General features: G+C 67.4%; 16 protein-coding genes. 15 read left to right on the top strand and 1 reads right to left on the bottom strand.

From position 1 onward, the window contains the following. The first annotated feature begins 1 nt into the window (after window position 1). The 15 genes from efp (at window position 2) to ACSYG9_RS22510 (ending at window position 16,587) form a co-directional block, all read left to right on the top strand. Window positions 2-565, top strand: a complete 564-nt coding sequence (efp, locus tag ACSYG9_RS22440) for an elongation factor P (protein WP_054807759.1) — start codon at window positions 2-4, stop codon at window positions 563-565. Beyond that, entirely contained in the window at window positions 566-1,090 is a 525-nt protein-coding gene (nusB, locus tag ACSYG9_RS22445) for a transcription antitermination factor NusB (protein ID WP_454839988.1), read from the top strand. It begins immediately after the preceding gene. Between the two features lie 220 nt (window positions 1,091-1,310). Beyond that, on the top strand, window positions 1,311-1,928 hold the full coding sequence (gene pyrR, locus ACSYG9_RS22450) for a bifunctional pyr operon transcriptional regulator/uracil phosphoribosyltransferase PyrR (protein ID WP_440124557.1): 618 nt from the start codon (window positions 1,311-1,313) through the stop codon (window positions 1,926-1,928). After that, window positions 1,925-2,866 carry an aspartate carbamoyltransferase catalytic subunit gene (locus ACSYG9_RS22455; RefSeq protein WP_440124558.1) on the top strand — a complete coding sequence of 314 codons (942 nt, stop codon included), beginning with the start codon at window positions 1,925-1,927 and terminating at the stop codon, window positions 2,864-2,866. The genes pyrR and ACSYG9_RS22455 overlap by 4 nt, the downstream gene beginning before the upstream one ends. Further along, complete coding sequence (locus ACSYG9_RS22460; RefSeq protein WP_454839990.1) at window positions 2,863-4,218, top strand: dihydroorotase; 1,356 nt, start codon at window positions 2,863-2,865, stop codon at window positions 4,216-4,218. Before ACSYG9_RS22455 ends, ACSYG9_RS22460 begins: the two co-directional genes overlap by 4 nt. Beyond that, entirely contained in the window at window positions 4,218-4,709 is a 492-nt protein-coding gene (locus ACSYG9_RS22465; protein ID WP_440124560.1) for a PH-like domain-containing protein, read from the top strand. The genes ACSYG9_RS22460 and ACSYG9_RS22465 overlap by 1 nt, the downstream gene beginning before the upstream one ends. Window positions 4,710-4,814: 105 nt before the next feature. Next, on the top strand, window positions 4,815-5,999 hold the full coding sequence (gene carA, locus ACSYG9_RS22470; RefSeq protein WP_440124561.1) for a glutamine-hydrolyzing carbamoyl-phosphate synthase small subunit: 1,185 nt from the start codon (window positions 4,815-4,817) through the stop codon (window positions 5,997-5,999). Next, the gene (carB, locus tag ACSYG9_RS22475) at window positions 5,999-9,337 is read left to right on the top strand and encodes a carbamoyl-phosphate synthase large subunit (protein ID WP_454839992.1); all 3,339 of its coding nucleotides are present in this window, start codon (window positions 5,999-6,001) and stop codon (window positions 9,335-9,337) included. The genes carA and carB overlap by 1 nt, the downstream gene beginning before the upstream one ends. Window positions 9,338-9,384: 47 nt before the next feature. Then, a complete protein-coding gene (gene pyrF, locus ACSYG9_RS22480; RefSeq protein ID WP_454843023.1) occupies window positions 9,385-10,176 on the top strand; it encodes an orotidine-5'-phosphate decarboxylase in 792 nt (263 codons plus the stop codon). A 399-nt stretch (window positions 10,177-10,575) separates the two neighbouring features. Continuing rightward, on the top strand, window positions 10,576-10,896 hold the full coding sequence (mihF, locus tag ACSYG9_RS22485; RefSeq protein WP_054720859.1) for an integration host factor, actinobacterial type: 321 nt from the start codon (window positions 10,576-10,578) through the stop codon (window positions 10,894-10,896). A 5-nt stretch (window positions 10,897-10,901) separates the two neighbouring features. Then, a complete protein-coding gene (gmk, locus tag ACSYG9_RS22490) occupies window positions 10,902-11,513 on the top strand; it encodes a guanylate kinase (protein WP_440124564.1) in 612 nt (203 codons plus the stop codon). A 121-nt stretch (window positions 11,514-11,634) separates the two neighbouring features. Beyond that, window positions 11,635-11,907 carry a DNA-directed RNA polymerase subunit omega gene (rpoZ, locus tag ACSYG9_RS22495; RefSeq protein WP_206040507.1) on the top strand — a complete coding sequence of 91 codons (273 nt, stop codon included), beginning with the start codon at window positions 11,635-11,637 and terminating at the stop codon, window positions 11,905-11,907. Continuing rightward, entirely contained in the window at window positions 11,904-13,175 is a 1,272-nt protein-coding gene (gene coaBC / locus ACSYG9_RS22500; protein ID WP_454839995.1) for a bifunctional phosphopantothenoylcysteine decarboxylase/phosphopantothenate--cysteine ligase CoaBC, read from the top strand. The genes rpoZ and coaBC overlap by 4 nt, the downstream gene beginning before the upstream one ends. A 160-nt stretch (window positions 13,176-13,335) precedes the next feature. After that, on the top strand, window positions 13,336-14,550 hold the full coding sequence (gene metK / locus ACSYG9_RS22505) for a methionine adenosyltransferase (RefSeq protein ID WP_169690594.1): 1,215 nt from the start codon (window positions 13,336-13,338) through the stop codon (window positions 14,548-14,550). An 18-nt stretch (window positions 14,551-14,568) separates the two neighbouring features. Further along, a complete protein-coding gene (locus tag ACSYG9_RS22510) occupies window positions 14,569-16,587 on the top strand; it encodes a primosomal protein N' (protein WP_454839996.1) in 2,019 nt (672 codons plus the stop codon). 10 nt (window positions 16,588-16,597) lie between these two features. Here the strand turns inward: ACSYG9_RS22510 and ACSYG9_RS22515 are convergent, their stop codons facing one another. Further along, a complete protein-coding gene (locus tag ACSYG9_RS22515) occupies window positions 16,598-17,017 on the bottom strand; it encodes an NUDIX domain-containing protein (RefSeq protein ID WP_440124567.1) in 420 nt (139 codons plus the stop codon). Window positions 17,018-17,028 lie beyond the last annotated feature (11 nt).

The following is a 17,028-nucleotide window of genomic DNA, read 5'->3' on the forward strand; positions in this document are numbered from 1 at the left end:
AGTGGCTGACACCAGTGATTTCAAGAACGGTCTCGTTCTGAAGATCGAAGGCCAGCTCTGGCAGATCATCGAGTTCCAGCATGTCAAGCCGGGCAAGGGCCCCGCATTCGTGCGCACGAAGCTCAAGAATGTGACGTCGGGCAAGACTGTCGACAAGACGTGGAACGCCGGTGTCAAGGTCGAGACCGCCACGGTCGACCGCCGCGACATGACCTACCTGTACAACGATGGCACCGATTACGTCTTCATGGACGGCGAGACCTACGACCAGATCTCGATTACGCCCGAACTGCTCGGCGATGCCGCGAAGTTCCTGCTCGAGAACATGCCCGTCCAGGTGGCGACACACGAGGATCTGCCGTTGTTCGTCGAGCTTCCCGTCACGATCGAGCTCGTCGTGAAGCACACCGATCCCGGCCTGCAGGGTGACCGCTCCACCGGCGGCACCAAGCCCGCGACTCTCGAGACCGGCGCCGAGATCCAGGTCCCGTTGTTCATCAACACCGGTGACAAGCTCAAGGTCGACTCCCGCGACGGGAACTACCTGGGACGAGTGAACTCCTGAGTGTCCGGTACCCAGAAGAAACTCGGGGCTCGTCACAAGGCGCGTAAACGCGCCGTCGACCTTTTGTTCGAGGCGGAAGCCCGCGACACTCACCCCGTCGACCTCGCGGCCGATCGGGTCGCGCTCGCAGTCCGCGACGACCAGGTTGCGCCGGTGCCGCCATATGCGCAGACAATCATTCGCGGGGTCGCCGAGCACCTCGACGAGATCGACCGCACGATTGCCGATCATCTGCACGAGTGGACTCTCGATCGTCTGCCTGCCGTGGATCGCGCGATCCTGCGGTTGTCGGTCTGGGAGCTGTTCCACACCGCGGATGTGCCGCCGGTAGTAGCCGTCGACGAGGCCGTCGAGCTGGCCAAGCAGCTCTCGACCGACGACTCGCCGGCCTTCATCAACGGTGTGCTCGGCCAGATCGTGACCCTCGCGGACCAGGTGCGTGCGGCGGCTGCGGCCACGTCGGCCCGTCCGGCCACCGAGGAAGCGGGCTCCGGCGGGGACTCGACAGGCGTCGACCGGTCCTGACGGGCCTCCTCAGCTGTTCCGTGTGAGCGGGTTCGTCCGGGTCTTCTGGCGGGCCCGCTCACACGTTTTCCTCATGTGTCGGCGGCCGACGTTGCTGCAGTGGCTGTGTTGAGCTTCACCCGGGAACCGGGGCCGGGTGCTGCCGGGCCGCTGATAGGCTGATTGACCGTCAGGCATCCTTTAACGACCCGTCCAGTGAGGCGGAGAAGGAGGTCGCTGCATGGCCATGTCCGAGGACAGGTCCACAGCTTCACCCGAGTCGACACCCGACGTGTCCGCGCAGGCCCGCGAACTGTTGTCCGCCGCTGATGTCAGCCGGACCATCGCGCGCATCGCGCATCAGATCATCGAGAAGACCGCACTGGATGCCTCCGACGACCGCGCACCCCGCGTCGTCCTGCTCGGGATCCCGACCCGGGGCATCACACTGGCACACCGCCTCGCAGACCGTATCGAAGACTTCTCCGGTGTGCGTGTCCCCGTGGGATCACTCGACATCACCCTCTACCGCGACGACCTGCGCACCAAACCGCACCGTCCCCTCGAACGCACTTCTGTGCCCGAAGGCGGCGTCGACCACACTCTCGTCGTCCTCGTCGACGACGTGCTCTTCTCCGGACGTTCGGTGCGCGCTGCCCTCGATGCGTTACGCGACCTCGGTCGGCCCGACGCCGTGCAGCTGGCTGTCCTCGTCGACCGCGGACATCGTGAACTGCCGCTGCGCGCCGACTACGTCGGGAAGAACGTCCCGACCGCGCGCACCGAAGACGTCCGCGTGCTGCTCGACGAACAGGACGGCCGCGATGCCGTGGAAATCTCGGGAGGCAAGACCTCGTGAAGCACCTGCTTTCCATCGCGGACCTGACCCGGGACTCCGCGACCGAGCTTCTCGACGACGCCGAACGCTTCGAACAGGCACTGCTCGGCCGTGAGGTCCGCAAACTGCCTACGCTGCGGGGCCGCACCGTCATGACCGTGTTCTTCGAGAATTCCACCCGTACGCGCGTCTCCTTCGAGGTCGCCGGAAAATGGATGAGCGCGGACGTGATCAACGTGTCCGCATCGAGTTCGTCGGTGGCAAAGGGCGAGTCGCTGCGCGACACCGCCTTGACACTGCACGCTGCCGGCGCGGACGCCCTGATCGTCCGGCATCCCGCATCCGGTGCTGCGCACCGCATTGCGGAGTGGACCAACGAATCCGGATCGGGTCCGGCAGTGATCAATGCCGGTGACGGCACCCACGAACACCCCACCCAGGCGCTGCTCGACGCTCTGACGATCCGTCAGCGGCTCGGCTCGGTCGAGGGCCGCCGCGTCGCGATCGTCGGCGACGTCCTGCACAGCCGCGTCGCCCGATCGAATGCGCTGCTGTTGAGCATGCTCGGTGCGGAGGTCGTGCTCGTCGCCCCGCGCACGCTGCTGCCGGTCGGGGTCGAAACGTGGCCGGTGACCGTCGCGGACTCGCTCGACGCCGAACTGCCGGCACTCGACGCGGTCATGATGCTGCGCGTGCAGGCCGAACGCATGAACGGCGGGTTCTTTCCGTCCGCACGCGAGTACTCGATCCGCTACGGACTCAACGCCCGACGTGCCGCGATGCTGCCCGAGCACGCCGTGGTGCTGCACCCAGGCCCCATGCTGCGCGGCATGGAGATCGGATTCCCGGTCGCCGATGCACCGCAGACCGCCGTCCTCCAGCAGGTCACCAACGGTGTGCACGTTCGTATGGCGGTGCTCTTCCGGCTGCTCGTCGGCGCGGAAGGGGAGCTGTCATGACCCACCCTTCAGGAACAGGAGATACCCCGGTGACGCCGCAGGTGCTCATCCGCAACGTCCGGCTCTACGGCGAAGGGGATCCGGTCGACGTCCTGCTCGGCGACGAACAGATCCTCGAGATCGGCACCGCCGTCGCAGCGCCCGCCGGCGCGACCGTCCTCGACGGAACCGGACAGATCCTGCTGCCCGGGTTCGTGGATCTGCACACACACTTGCGTGAACCCGGTCGTGAGGACACCGAGACGATCGAGACGGGCTCGGCCGCAGCCGCGCTCGGCGGTTACACCGCTGTCTTCGCCATGGCCAATACCGACCCGGTTGCCGACTCGGTGGTCATCACCGACCACGTGTGGCGCCGCGGCCAGGAATGCGGCCTCGTCGACGTGCACCCGGTGGGGGCCGTGACCGTGGGGCTCGAGGGCAAGCAGCTCGCCGAGATGGGCACCATGGCCGCGGGCATCGGTCAGGTCAAGATGTTCTCCGACGACGGCAAATGCGTCTACGACCCCCTGATCATGCGGCGTGCGCTCGAATACTCGGGCTCGCTCGGAGTGCTCATCGCGCAGCACGCAGAAGAGCCGCGGCTGACGGTCGGTGCGGTCGCGCACGAAGGACCTACCGCCGCGCGACTCGGCCTGACAGGCTGGCCGCGCGCAGCCGAGGAATCGATTGTCGCGCGCGACGCGCTGCTCGCTCGCGACGCCGGGGCGCGCGTGCACATCTGCCACGCTTCCACAGCGGGCACGGTCGCGCTCGTCGAATGGGCTCGCGGGCAGGGTATCTCGATCAGCGCCGAGGTCACCCCACACCACCTGCTGCTCGACGACTCGAGGCTCGAGACCTACGACGCAGTGAACAAGGTCAACCCGCCGCTGCGTGAACGCTCCGATGTGGAAGCGCTCCGTCGCGGTCTGGCCGCAGGAATCATCGACTGTGTGGCCACCGATCATGCCCCGCACGCCGACCAGGACAAGTGCTGTGAGTTCTCCCAGGCCCGCCCGGGCATGCTGGGGCTGGAGACGGCCCTGTCGATCGTGATCGAGACGATGGTGCGCTCGGGCCTTCTCGACTGGCGCGGTGTCGCGAAGGTGATGAGCGAGCGACCCGCGCAGATCGTCGGTCTCGACGATCAGGGCCGGCCGCTCGAAGTCGGTGAACCTGCCACCGTGGTGCTCGTCGACCCTGACACCGAGTGGACCGTCAGCGGGCCCGATCTGGCGAGCATCTCGCACAACACTCCCTACGAAGCGATGACGTTGCCGGGCAAGGTGACGGCCACTGTGCTGCGCGGGCGCATCACTGCCCGTGACGGTGCGGTGTTCCCGCGTCACGGCGGCGAAGGAGTGCTCTGATGGACCGCATTCTGCTGACTCTGGGTTTCGCTGCACTGTGGGTGGTGCTGGTCCTGCTCATGTGGAAGGGCTGGCGCGGTCGCGCCCGACGACAGGCCGACGTTGTCGGCGAGCTGCCTACGCTGCCCGACGATCTCGGCAGCGAACTGATCGCCCCGAGCACCGGTTTATACGTCGGCAGCACTCTCGCCCCGAGTTGGCAGGACCGCATCGCGGTCGGTGACCTCGGGCACCGGGCAGAGTCGGAACTGAGCCGTTACACCGAAGGCATCCTGTTGCGGCGTAGCGGTGAGACGCCCATCTGGATTCCGCAGGACTCGATCCGCGCCATCCGAACCGAACGGGGACTGGCGGGGAAGGTGATGACCAAGGACGGCGTCCTGGTGATTCGCTGGGAGTTGCCCTCGGGCACCGAGATCGACACCGGATTCCGCGGCGATGACAAGTCGGTGTATCCGGCCTGGACCCGCGACGAGAACGAAAACTCATAGGACTGTGACGATCACAACGACGATGACGATCACGACAATCACGACACGCGAGAATTCAGCCCATGCGGCCGGCTCTGGTGAGGTCGAACAGAACGGAGACAACGCATGAGCGGCAGAACATTCGGCGGTGGCACCGCAGTGTTGGTTCTCGAGGACGGGCGAGTATTCCGCGGCGTCCCTTTCGGCGCCGTCGGCCAGACTCTCGGTGAGGCCGTTTTCAGCACCGGCATGACCGGATACCAGGAGACTCTGACCGACCCCAGCTATCACCGCCAGATCGTGGTGGCCACCGCGCCGCAGATCGGCAATACCGGCTGGAACCAGGAAGACAACGAGTCGGTCGGCCCGACCGGCGAGTCCGCCGAGTCGAAGATCTGGGTGGCGGGATTCGTGGTCCGCGACCCGTCCCGCCGCACGTCGAGCTGGCGTGCCACCGGCTCGCTCCAGGACGAGCTCGAGCGACAGAACGTCGTGGGACTCGCGGGGATCGACACCCGCGCGCTGGTGCGGCACCTACGCACTCGCGGTTCGATGCGTGCCGGCGTGTTCTCCGGCGACGCGCTCGTGTGGAAGGGCGACGACCTCGACATCGACACCCTTGTCGACCGCGTGAAGAGTCAGCCGTCGATGCTCGGCGCCGATCTCGCCGGGGAAGTGAGCACCACCAGCGGGTACGTCGTCGAGCCCACCGACGGTGAACCGCGCTTCACTGTCGCGGCGATCGACCTCGGCATCAAGACCAACACGCCGCGCATGTTCGCGCAGCGCGGTATCCGAGTCCACGTGCTGCCGTCCACCGCGACGCTCCACGACATCCTCGACCTGAAGGCCGACGGCGTATTCCTGTCGAACGGGCCGGGTGACCCGGCCACCGCCGACGGGGCGGTTCACCTGACCAAGGAGGTACTCGGGCAGGGGCTGCCGCTGTTCGGGATCTGCTTCGGCAATCAGATCCTCGGCCGCGCGCTGGGGCTGGGCACCTACAAGATGAAGTTCGGCCACCGCGGCATCAACATCCCGGTCGTCGAGCACGAGACCGGTCGCATCGCGATCACCGCACAGAATCACGGGTTCGCGCTCGAAGGAGAAGCCGGCCAAGAGTTCGACACCCCGTTCGGTCGTGCGGTGGTCAGCCACACGTGCGCCAACGATGGTGCCGTCGAGGGCGTCAAGCTCGCCGACGGTTCCGCGTTCTCCGTTCAGTACCACCCGGAAGCGGCTGCCGGACCCCATGACGCCGCCTACCTGTTCGACCGTTTCACCCGCATGCTCGAGGGAGAGAAGAACTGATGCCACGCCGTACCGATCTCTCCCACGTTCTGGTCATCGGCTCAGGTCCGATCGTCATCGGTCAGGCTTGTGAGTTCGACTACTCCGGCACACAGGCCTGCCGGGTGCTGCGCGAGGAAGGCCTGCGGGTCTCGCTCGTCAACTCGAACCCCGCGACGATCATGACCGATCCGGAATTCGCCGACTCGACCTACATCGAGCCGATCACCGCCGAATTCGTCGAGAAGGTCTTCGCGACCGAGGCGGCGAACGGCACCCCCATCGATGCGGTGCTCGCGACACTCGGCGGACAGACCGCGCTCAACACCGCTGTCGCGTTGTCCGAGCAAGGAATCCTCGACAAGTACGACGTCGAACTCATCGGTGCCGACTTCGACGCCATCCAGCGCGGCGAGGACCGGCAGAAATTCAAGGACATCGTCGCCAAGTGCGGCGGCGAATCTGCCCGTTCGGCAGTCTGTTACACGATGGACGAGGTACGTGCGACCGTCGCCGACCTCGGGTACCCCGTCGTGGTCCGGCCGTCGTTCACCATGGGCGGTCTCGGCTCCGGCATGGCCTACGACGAAGCCGACCTCGAACGTATCGCCGGCGGCGGTCTCGCTGCGTCACCGACCGCGAACGTCCTGATCGAGGAGTCCATCCTCGGATGGAAAGAATACGAACTCGAGTTGATGCGCGACGGGCGCGACAACGTCGTCATCGTCTGCTCGATCGAGAACGTCGACCCGGTCGGCGTGCACACCGGTGATTCGGTGACCGTCGCCCCCGCCATGACGCTGACCGACCGCGAGTACCAGGCGATGCGCGACCTGTCGATCGCGATCCTGCGCGAGGTCGGTGTCGATACCGGCGGCTGCAACATCCAGTTCGCGATGGACCCGCGGGACGGGCGCCTGGTCGTCATCGAGATGAACCCGCGCGTGTCACGTTCCTCGGCGCTCGCCTCGAAGGCGACCGGCTATCCGATTGCGAAGATGGCTGCCAAGCTCGCGATCGGCTACACGCTCGACGAGATCGTCAACGACATCACCAAGGAAACCCCGGCCTGCTTCGAGCCGACGCTCGACTACGTCGTGGTCAAGGCGCCGCGGTTCGCGTTCGAGAAGTTCCCGGGCGCCGACGGCACCCTCACCACCACGATGAAGTCGGTGGGAGAGGCCATGTCCATCGGCCGCAACTTCACCGAGGCGTTCGGCAAGGTATTGCGCTCGCTCGAAACCAAGCGCGCCGGGTTCTGGACCGGCCCCGAGGTGGAGGGCACCCTCGACGAGTTGCTCGAGGCGATCAAGACCCCCACCGACGGGCGGTTCTACCAGATCGCGCGGGCTCTCGACCTGGGTGCGACCGTCGAGCAGCTGTTCGATGCCACCGCAATCGATCCCTGGTTCCTTGATCAGTTCCAGCAGATCTCCGAGCTCGGTGAGCACGTGCGTTCGGCCGGCGAGTTCGGCGCGACCGAGCTGCGGTATGCGAAGCACCACGGGTTCTCCGACCGGCAGATCGCGGAGCTGCGTCCCACGCAGTTCCGGTCCGAGGACGACGTGCGGGCGCTGCGCGGAGAGCTCGGCATCCACCCCGTCTACAAGACCGTCGACACCTGTGCCGCGGAGTTCGAGGCGAAGACCCCGTACCACTACTCGACCTACGAGTTGGACCCCGCGGCCGAGACCGAAGTCGCCCCGCAGCCGGACAAGCCGAAGGTATTGATCCTCGGCTCCGGTCCGAACCGCATCGGCCAGGGCATCGAGTTCGACTACTCGTGTGTGCACGCGGCGATGACCCTGTCGGAGGCCGGATACGAGACCGTCATGGTCAACTGCAACCCGGAGACCGTCTCCACCGACTACGACACGGCCGATCGTCTGTACTTCGAGCCGCTCACCTTCGAAGACGTGCTCGAGGTGTACCGCGCCGAATGTGAATCCGGCACGGTCGAGGGCGTGATCGTGCAGCTCGGCGGCCAGACACCGCTGGGACTGGCGCGCCGACTGAAGGACGCGGGCGTCCCGATCGTCGGCACCAGTCCGGAGGCCATCGACCTCGCCGAGGACCGCGGCGAATTCGGTCGTGTGCTGGACGAGGCGGACTTGCCCGCCGCGAAGTACGGAACCGCCACCACGTTCGACGGCGCACGCGAGATCGCCGCCGGAATCGGTTACCCGGTGCTGGTGCGCCCGTCGTACGTCCTCGGCGGGCGCGGCATGGAGATCGTCTACGACGAGAAATCACTCGCCACCTACATCGAGAACGCCACCGAGATCTCCGACGATCGGCCCGTGCTGGTCGACCGGTTCCTCGACGACGCGATCGAGATCGACGTCGACGCCCTGTGCGACGGCACCGAGGTGTACATCGGCGGCATCATGGAGCACATCGAGGAGGCCGGCATCCACTCCGGCGACTCGGCGTGCGCGCTGCCTCCCATCACCCTCGGCCGTGCCGACATCGACAACGTTCGCCGCTCGACGGCAGCGCTCGCGAAGGGCATCGGTGTCAAGGGTCTGCTCAACGTGCAGTACGCCCTCAAGGACGACATCCTCTACGTCCTCGAGGCGAACCCCCGCGCGAGCCGCACGGTGCCGTTCGTGTCGAAGGCGACCGCGGTACAGCTGGCCAAGGCGTGTGCACGGGTGATGCTCGGTGAGACCATCGCTGAACTACGCGTATCGGGCATCCTGCCCGCAACCGGCGACGGCAGCGACACCCGGCTCGACACCCCGGTCGCGGTCAAGGAAGCGGTGCTGCCCTTCAATCGGTTCCGCCGGGCCGATGGCACCGGTGTCGATACCCTCCTCAGCCCCGAGATGAAGTCGACGGGTGAGGTGATGGGCATCGACGACGACTTCGGCACCGCGTTTGCCAAGAGCCAGGCCGGCGCATACGGTCCGCTGCCGACTTCCGGAGTGGTGTTCGTCTCGCTCGCCAACAAGGACAAGCGGTCGATGATCTTCCCGGTGAAGAGGCTTGCGGATCTCGGGTTCCATGTGATGGCTACCGTCGGTACGGCGGAGGTGTTGCGCCGCAACGGTATCCCGTGCGAGCAGGTGTACAAGGTGTCGGGCGAAGACCGCCCAGAGGGCGCGCTGGACATCGTCGACCGCATCAGGGCCGGTGACGTCGATATGGTGATCAACACTCCGTGGGGCAACTCCGGTCCGCGCGTCGACGGATATGAGATCCGCAGTGCGGCGGTCGCGGCCAACATTCCGTGTGTCACGACCGTGCAGGGTGCGTCCGCCGCGATCCAGGGCATCGAGGCAGCCCTGCGTGGGGACATCGGGGTCGCGTCGATCCAGCGTCTGCAGGCGCGGCTGCGCGACAGCGCTGCCCAGTGACCGAGCACGTAGCAGGCACGCCGTTCGGGAAGCGGCTCGCGTCGGCCATGGCCGAGCGTGGGCCGCTGTGCGTGGGCATCGATCCGCACCCGCGGTTGCTCACCGAATGGGACCTGACCGTCGATGTCTCAGGACTCGAGGCGTTCAGCGAACGGTGCGTCGAGGCGTTCGGCTCGGTTGCGCTGGTGAAGCCGCAGGTGGCGTTCTTCGAGGCCTTCGGGTCGGCGGGGATCGCTGTGCTCGAACGCACCCTCGAGGCATTGCGGAGTTCGGGCACCCTGGTGCTCGCCGACGCCAAACGCGGCGACATCGGCTCGACCATGGACGCGTACGCACGCACCTGGCTCTCCGACCCCTCCGAGCTGCGCTCCGACGCTGTGACCGTATCGCCCTACCTGGGCTTCGGAGCGCTTGCTCCGGCCCTGGAGCTGGCTGCACAGACCCAGCGCGGGGTATTCGTGCTCGCCGCCACCTCCAACCCGGAGGGCGCCCAGGTGCAACGCGCCAGGGTGGAAGACGGCCGGACCGTCGCGCAGGTGATGGTCGACGAGGCGGCCGCCCGCAACGCAGGCGCCGACACCCTCGGCTCGGTGGGTGTGGTGGTCGGAGCGACCCTGACCGATGCTCCGGACCTGAGTGCACTGCACGGACCGATTCTGATGCCCGGAGTCGGCGCGCAGGGAGGGACCGCCGACGACGTGCGTCGTCTCGCCGGTGACGCGCTCGGGTGGGTGGTGCCGAACGTCTCACGTGACGTGTTGCGAGCGGGACCGTCTGTCGCGGCATTGCGTGACGCGGTGGCACGCACCGTCGACGGGTTCGCGTTCCTCCGAGCCTGAGCGCCGGGCCGGCCGACGGGCCGAACATGCACGGTGCACGCCTTTTCGCAGCTCTGTGCCCTGCGCGACACGCGCAGGGCACAGATTTTTTTCGTCCGGCGCTTCGAAGGACCCGCGCTCGATTCGCGGCGGCCGGGTGCGCGTGCTGCCGGGGCCAGGCGAACGCCGTGGCATGTGCCTCTCACCTGCGGTTCTTCGTCGACAGGGGAGGGGACGGCCGTTCTGGGGGCGCGGCGACCTGCGCGTTCCGCGCCGCGGGATCCGCGTGCATTACCGCACGGATTTTCGAGTGGAACGGCGGGGGTCGGGTTCGCAATCGTCGGCGCGCGTGAGTACGGTCGCTATCGCCGCTGGTTACAGCGGTCGAAGACTGTTTTCCAACGATGAGACGGAGGAACCGTGGCCCTTCCCCAGCTGACTGACGAGCAGCGCGCCGCTGCTCTGGAGAAGGCGGCTGCTGCCCGTCGTGCCCGGGCAGAGCTCAAGGAGCGCCTGAAGCGTGGCGGCACCGACCTCAAGCAGGTGCTCGCTGATGCCGAGAACGACGAGATCCTCGGCAAGATGAAGGTGTCTGCCCTGCTCGAGGCACTGCCGAAGGTCGGCAAGGTCAAGGCGCAGGAGATCATGACCGAACTGGAGATCGCTCCGACCCGCCGTCTGCGCGGACTCGGCGATCGCCAGCGCAAGGCACTGCTTGCCAGGTTCGATTTCGAAGCCTGAGCACCGTGGTGGCTGACGCACAACCTGTGTCGGACAGCGCACCCGAGACGCGAAGGGGTCGGCTGGTCGTTCTGGCCGGCCCCTCCGCCGTCGGGAAGTCGACTGTCGTGCGCGTCCTGCGCACCCTTGTACCGGATCTGCTGTTCAGCGTGTCGGCGACGACCCGCGACCCGCGACCCGGCGAAGTCGAGGGACACGACTACTACTTCGTCACCAGGGATGCCTTCGATCGCATGATCGGCAACGGTGAGTTGCTCGAATGGGCGGACATCCATGGTGGCCTGCAACGATCAGGAACGCCTGCCGGGCCGGTGGAGGAAGCGCTGGCCGCCGGCCGGCCCGTACTCGTCGAGGTCGATCTCGCCGGTGCCCGCGCTGTGCGCGCTGCGATGCCCGAGGCCACACTCGCTTTCCTTGCACCACCCAGCTGGGAGGTGCTCGTCGAGCGGCTGACCGGTCGCGGCACGGAATCCGAGGATGTGGTGGCCCGCAGACTCGAGACCGCGCGCACCGAACTCGCGGCGAAAGACGAGTTCGACACTGTGATCGTCAACGACGATGTCGACCGCGCTTGCGCGGAGTTGGTATCCTTGTTGGTTGGATCCCGCGCCACCTAGCCGACGTTCCCGACCGACCCCCTCGGTCGACTGCGGTTCGGGGCGCGTGCGCCACAGTTTTCATTCCCGCCAATACTCAGGAGAACACCGAGTGAGCAGCATTCAGGCAGCCGCGACCGACATGGCGGGCGACGCCCTCCCGGTCTACGACACCCCGCTGGGTATCACCAACCCGCCGATCGACGAGCTGCTCGAGCGTGCGTCCTCGAAGTACGCGCTGGTGATCTACGCGGCCAAGCGTGCCCGCCAGATCAACGACTACTACAACCAGCTCGGCGACGGCATCCTCGAGTACGTCGGCCCCCTTGTCGAGCCGGGCCTGCAGGAGAAGCCGCTGTCGATCGCGATGCGCGAGATCCACTCGGATCTGCTCGAACACACCGAAGGCGAGTGAACGCTCCGGCTGTCGACGGCGCCCCGGACTCCGGGCGCCGTCGCGTCGTCGTCGGGGTGGCCGGTGGTATCGCCGCCTACAAGTCCTGTGCGCTGATCCGCGCCCTCACCGAGTCCGGGCACCAGGTTCGTGTCGTGCCGACCGAATCCGCTCTGGAGTTCGTCGGGCGTGCCACCTTCGAAGCACTCTCCGGGAACCCCGTGCACACGGGCGTGTTCACCGATGTGCCGCAGGTACCGCACGTGCGACTCGGTCAGGAAGCCGATCTCGTCGTGATCGCCCCCGCGACCGCCGACCTGATGGCGCGTGCCGCTACCGGACGCGCCGACGATCTGCTGACCGCGACACTGCTCACCGCGCGTTGCCCGGTGATGTTCGTGCCCGCGATGCACACCGAGATGTGGGAACACCCTGCCACGGTCGAGAACGTCGCCACCTTGCGCCGACACGGCAGCATCGTCGTCGAGCCCGCGTCGGGACGACTGACCGGCAAGGACACCGGAGCCGGGCGCCTGCCTGAACCGGATGAGATCTTCGCGCTTGCCTCGTTGCTCCTCGAACGCGCGGATGCCCTGCCCCGCGACCTCGCAGGTCGCCGCCTGGTGATCTCGGCCGGCGGTACCCGTGAACCACTCGATCCGGTGCGTTTCCTCGGAAACCGCAGCTCCGGTAAGCAGGGCTACGCGCTCGCGCGCCTCGCCGCGCAGCGCGGCGCCGAGGTCACCCTCGTCGCCGGGGCGGTCGCCGGACTCGACGATCCGGCCGCAGTGAACGTGGTGAAAGTCCAGACCGCCCAGCAGATGGGCGAGGCCGTCACCAAACACGCCGTCGGTGCCGACGCCGTCATCATGTCGGCCGCAGTCGCCGATTTCCGGCCCGCGACCTTCGCCAGTAGCAAGATCAAGAAAGGTGCGGGGGAGCCGGACTCGATCGCACTGACCAAGAACGACGACATCCTCGCCGGTCTGGTGCAATCCCGCAACGACGGCAACCTGTCGGCCGAGACGGTCATCGTCGGGTTCGCTGCCGAGACCGGCGACGAACAGGGCGATGTGCTCACCTATGCCCGCGCGAAGCTCGCCCGCAAGGGATGCGACCTGCTCGTGGTCAATGCGGTCGGCGACGGTAAAGCGTTCGAAGTCGATCACAACGACGGGTGGCTGCTCGCGGCAGACGGCTCGGAGACCGCGCTCGCGCACGGCTCGAAGGCACTCATGGCCAGTCGCGTCCTCGACGCCTTGCGTCCGCTGCTTCCCCGGCCGAGTTGATCGCGACCCACCCGGCAATTTGCTCGAGTGATTTTCAGCACTCGCGCCGACGCTCCGGGAGCAGTAGCGTCGGCACGTGGTCGGATGTGTTCCGATCGGCAGCATTCGTGTTCCACCAGGTACGGTTCAGCGCTACATCCAACAGGCGAGAGGGAGTTCTGTGAGCAAGACCGGCGGTCGTCTTTTCACCAGTGAGTCCGTGACAGAAGGACACCCGGACAAGATCTGTGACGCGATCAGCGACTCCGTCCTCGACGCGCTGCTCACTGCGGATCCCCGCTCGCGGGTAGCGGTGGAAACCCTCGTCACCACCGGGCAGGTCCATGTCGTCGGCGAAGTCACCACCTCTGCCTACGCAGACATCCCCAAAATTGTGCGTGACCGTGTCCTCGAGATCGGATACGACTCGTCGTCCAAGGGCTTCGACGGAAACTCGTGTGGCGTCAACATCGCGATCGGCGCGCAGTCCCCGGAGATCGCGGGTGGCGTCGACGTCTCCCACGAAGCACGCACCGGCACGCTGACCGACGACGAGGTGGCCCTCCAGGGAGCCGGCGATCAAGGCCTGATGTTCGGCTACGCCTGCTCCGACACCCCGGAACTGATGCCCCTTCCGATCTCCCTGTCGCATCGGCTGGCTCGTCGGCTCACCGAGGTCCGGAAGACCGGTGTACTCCCGTACCTGCGGCCGGACGGCAAAACCCAGGTCACCATCGAGTACGACGGCGACATCCCCGTTCGTCTCGACACCATCGTCATCTCCACGCAGCACGCCGCGGACATCGATCTGAACAACCTGCTCGCCCCCGACCTGCGTACCCATGTCGTCGATGCCGTGCTGGCCGACCCCAACCTCGCGCAGCTCGACACCTCCGACATCCGGCTGCTGGTCAACCCGTCCGGATCGTTCGTGCTCGGTGGCCCCATGGGCGATGCGGGGCTCACCGGCCGCAAGATCATCGTCGACACCTACGGCGGCATGGCACGCCACGGCGGCGGTGCGTTCTCCGGCAAGGACCCGTCCAAGGTGGACCGTTCGGCCGCCTATGCCATGCGCTGGGTCGCGAAGAACGCCGTCGCCGCCGGCCTGGCCGACCGCATCGAGGTGCAGGTCGCTTACGCCATCGGCAAGGCCGCGCCCGTCGGGCTGTTCGTGGAGACCTTCGGCACCGAGAAGACCGATCCCGCGCAGATCCAGCAGGCCATCGGCGAGGTGTTCGATCTGCGCCCCGGCGCGATCATCCGCGACCTCGACCTGCTGCGTCCGATCTACGCGCAGACCGCCGCGTACGGCCACTTCGGTCGCACCGACATCTCCCTGCCCTGGGAGAGCACCGACCGCGCCGAGAAACTCCGCGCGGCCGCCGGTCTGTAACCCCGGGATCGGACAGCGGTGGCCGAACCACGACACGCCGCCGAAGTCGACCCGGTCGCGCGGATACTTCCACTGCTTCCGTTGCCGCACCTCGACCGCGAATTCGACTACCTGATCCCGCACGAACTCGACGCGGACGCCCGACCGGGCGTCCGCGTCCGCGTGCGGTTTGCCGGGCGGCTCGTCGACGGATTCCTGCTGTCCCGCGTCGCTACGAGTGATCATCCAGGAAAGCTGGGCTGGCTCGATCGCGTGGTGTCCGGGGAAGTGGTCCTCACCGAGGAGATCGTCGGACTCGCCGACGAGGTCGCGACTCGCTACGCTGGGACCCGCGCAGACGTCTTGCGACTCGCGGTCCCGCCGAGACACGCCCGCGTCGAAGCCGAAACCCCCCGCGTCACCGCGGTGCCTCCGGTGCCCGAGATCGATCACGCGGCGTGGGCCCGCTACCGACATGGCGCCAACTTTCTCGAAGCGCTCGGCGCCGGTCGTGCCGTTCGTGCCGCGTGGCAGGTACTTCCCGGCGACGACTGGCCGCGACGACTCGCCGAGCTCGCGGCACTCGTCGCGGCCGGCGACCGCGCGGCGGTGCTCGTCGTCCCCGATCAGCGGGACCTCGACCGGGTCCTGTCCGCGTGCGTCGAAGTGGCCGGGGCCGAACACGTCGTGGGTCTCGCGGCCGGTCTCGGTCCCGCGCAGCGGTATCGACGCTGGCTGGCTGCATTGCGCGGCTCGGCCCGCATCGTGGTCGGTACTCGCGCCGCCGTGTTCGCCCCCACATCGCGGCTCGGACTGCTCGTCATCTGGGACGACGGCGACGACCTACACTGCGAACCACGCTCGCCCTACCCACACACCCGGGAGGTCGCGGCGCTTCGCGCCCACGCGACGGGCGCGTCGGTGGTGATCGCCGGGCATGCTCGCACCGCTGAGGCCCAGGCGCTCGTCGAGGCAGGATGGGCACACGATCTCGTCCCGTCCCGCGACGTGTTGCGTGCGTGGGCACCGAAGGTCACCGCGCTCGCCGATAGCGATCAGGCATTGGCTCGTGATCCTGCGGCCCGGGCAGCGCGGCTCCCCGCGATTGCCTTCGCAGCAGCCCGCTCCGCGCTCGGTGCGGGGCACGGTGTGCTGGTGCAGGTACCGCGTCGTGGCTATGTCCCCGCTCTGGCGTGCGGAAAGTGCCGAGCACCCGCTCGGTGCCGCCGCTGCAACGGGCCCTTGGCGCTGCCGTCGGCCGGTGGACCCGACGGGGCGGCGGTGCCGGCCTGTCGCTGGTGCGGTGTTGTCGACGCCACTCATCGGTGCCATGCGTGCGGTGCCCGGTCGTTGCGTGCGGTCGTGGTAGGAGCAGGACGCACCGCCGAGGAGTTGGGCCGCGCGTTTCCCGGTGTACCGGTGGTGACCTCGGGTGGAGCAGACGTGAAGGCCGTTGCTCCGGAAGGAGCGGCACTCGTGGTGTCCACCGTCGGTGCGGAACCGGTCGCGCCCGGGGGATACGGTGCCGCGCTTCTGCTGGATGGGTGGGCGTTGCTCGGGCGTGCCGACCTGAGAGCCGCGGAAGAGACGATGCGCAGGTGGCTCACTGCGTCGGCGCTGGTGCGCTCGTCTGCGGACGGCGGTCAGGTGGTCGTGGTTGCCGATTCCGGGATCCCCACCGTGCAGGCGCTCGTGCGCTGGGACCCGGTGGGGCACGCCCGGACCGAGGTCGAGGAGCGCGCCGAGGTGGGATTCCCGCCGGCTGTGCACATGGCGGCTGTCGACGGGGGGTCGTCGGCGGTTGCCGAGCTGATCGCGGCCACACATCTCCCCGAAGGTGCGGAAGTGCTCGGTCCGGTGCCGCTGCCGCCCGGTCAGCGATTGCCCTTCAGTGCCGACGCTCCGGAGCCCGACGAGGTGCACCGCATGCTCATCAGGGTTGCACGCACCCGCGGGCGGGAGCTCGGTCTGGCGCTGCGTCAAGCGCAGGCGACGCGTACCGCGCGCCGTGCGAACGGGCCGCTGCGCGTGCAGATGGACCCGCCGAAGATCGGCTAGCCGGAGAAGGTCAGCGCTCCTGCGGATCGGCCTGTAGAGCGGGGAGCATCAGTGCGGTCAGTGGCGCGATGTCGTCGGGGATGATCTCGAGACCGAGGTCGAGCCAACGGACCTCGTCGATCTCGGCAGCCGGGCCGCCTATCGGCACCGTCGGATGCTCGAAGACCGTGGCTTCGACTTCGAAGCCGGCTTCGTTGGCCGCTGCAGCCCGGAACACCCCGAGTGGACGCAGCGCGGCCGGATCCAAGCGCACCCCCAGTTCCTCTTCCAATTCACGGATGAGTGTCTCGGCGGCGGTCTCGCCCGGTTCGGGTTTGCCGCCGGGAAACATGAAGCTGGTGGTTCCGCGCTTGCGGACGGTCAGCACCGACGATCCCGCTGCGTTCCTCAACACCACTGCACTGACGGTGATCACTCCGGTTGTTGCCACCCCGACATGCT

This window comes from Rhodococcus sp. SJ-2, assembly GCF_053750035.1.

Coding starts and splice junctions, on each gene's coding strand:
- pyrR (WP_440124557.1), top strand. CDS start 1,311: ATGGCCATGTCCGAGGACAGGTCCACAGCTTCACCCGAGTCGACACCC.
- ACSYG9_RS22460 (WP_454839990.1), top strand. CDS start 2,863: ATGACCCACCCTTCAGGAACAGGAGATACCCCGGTGACGCCGCAGGTG.
- ACSYG9_RS22465 (WP_440124560.1), top strand. CDS start 4,218: ATGGACCGCATTCTGCTGACTCTGGGTTTCGCTGCACTGTGGGTGGTG.
- carA (WP_440124561.1), top strand. CDS start 4,815: ATGAGCGGCAGAACATTCGGCGGTGGCACCGCAGTGTTGGTTCTCGAG.
- carB (WP_454839992.1), top strand. CDS start 5,999: ATGCCACGCCGTACCGATCTCTCCCACGTTCTGGTCATCGGCTCAGGT.
- pyrF (WP_454843023.1), top strand. CDS start 9,385: ATGGCCGAGCGTGGGCCGCTGTGCGTGGGCATCGATCCGCACCCGCGG.
- rpoZ (WP_206040507.1), top strand. CDS start 11,635: ATGGCGGGCGACGCCCTCCCGGTCTACGACACCCCGCTGGGTATCACC.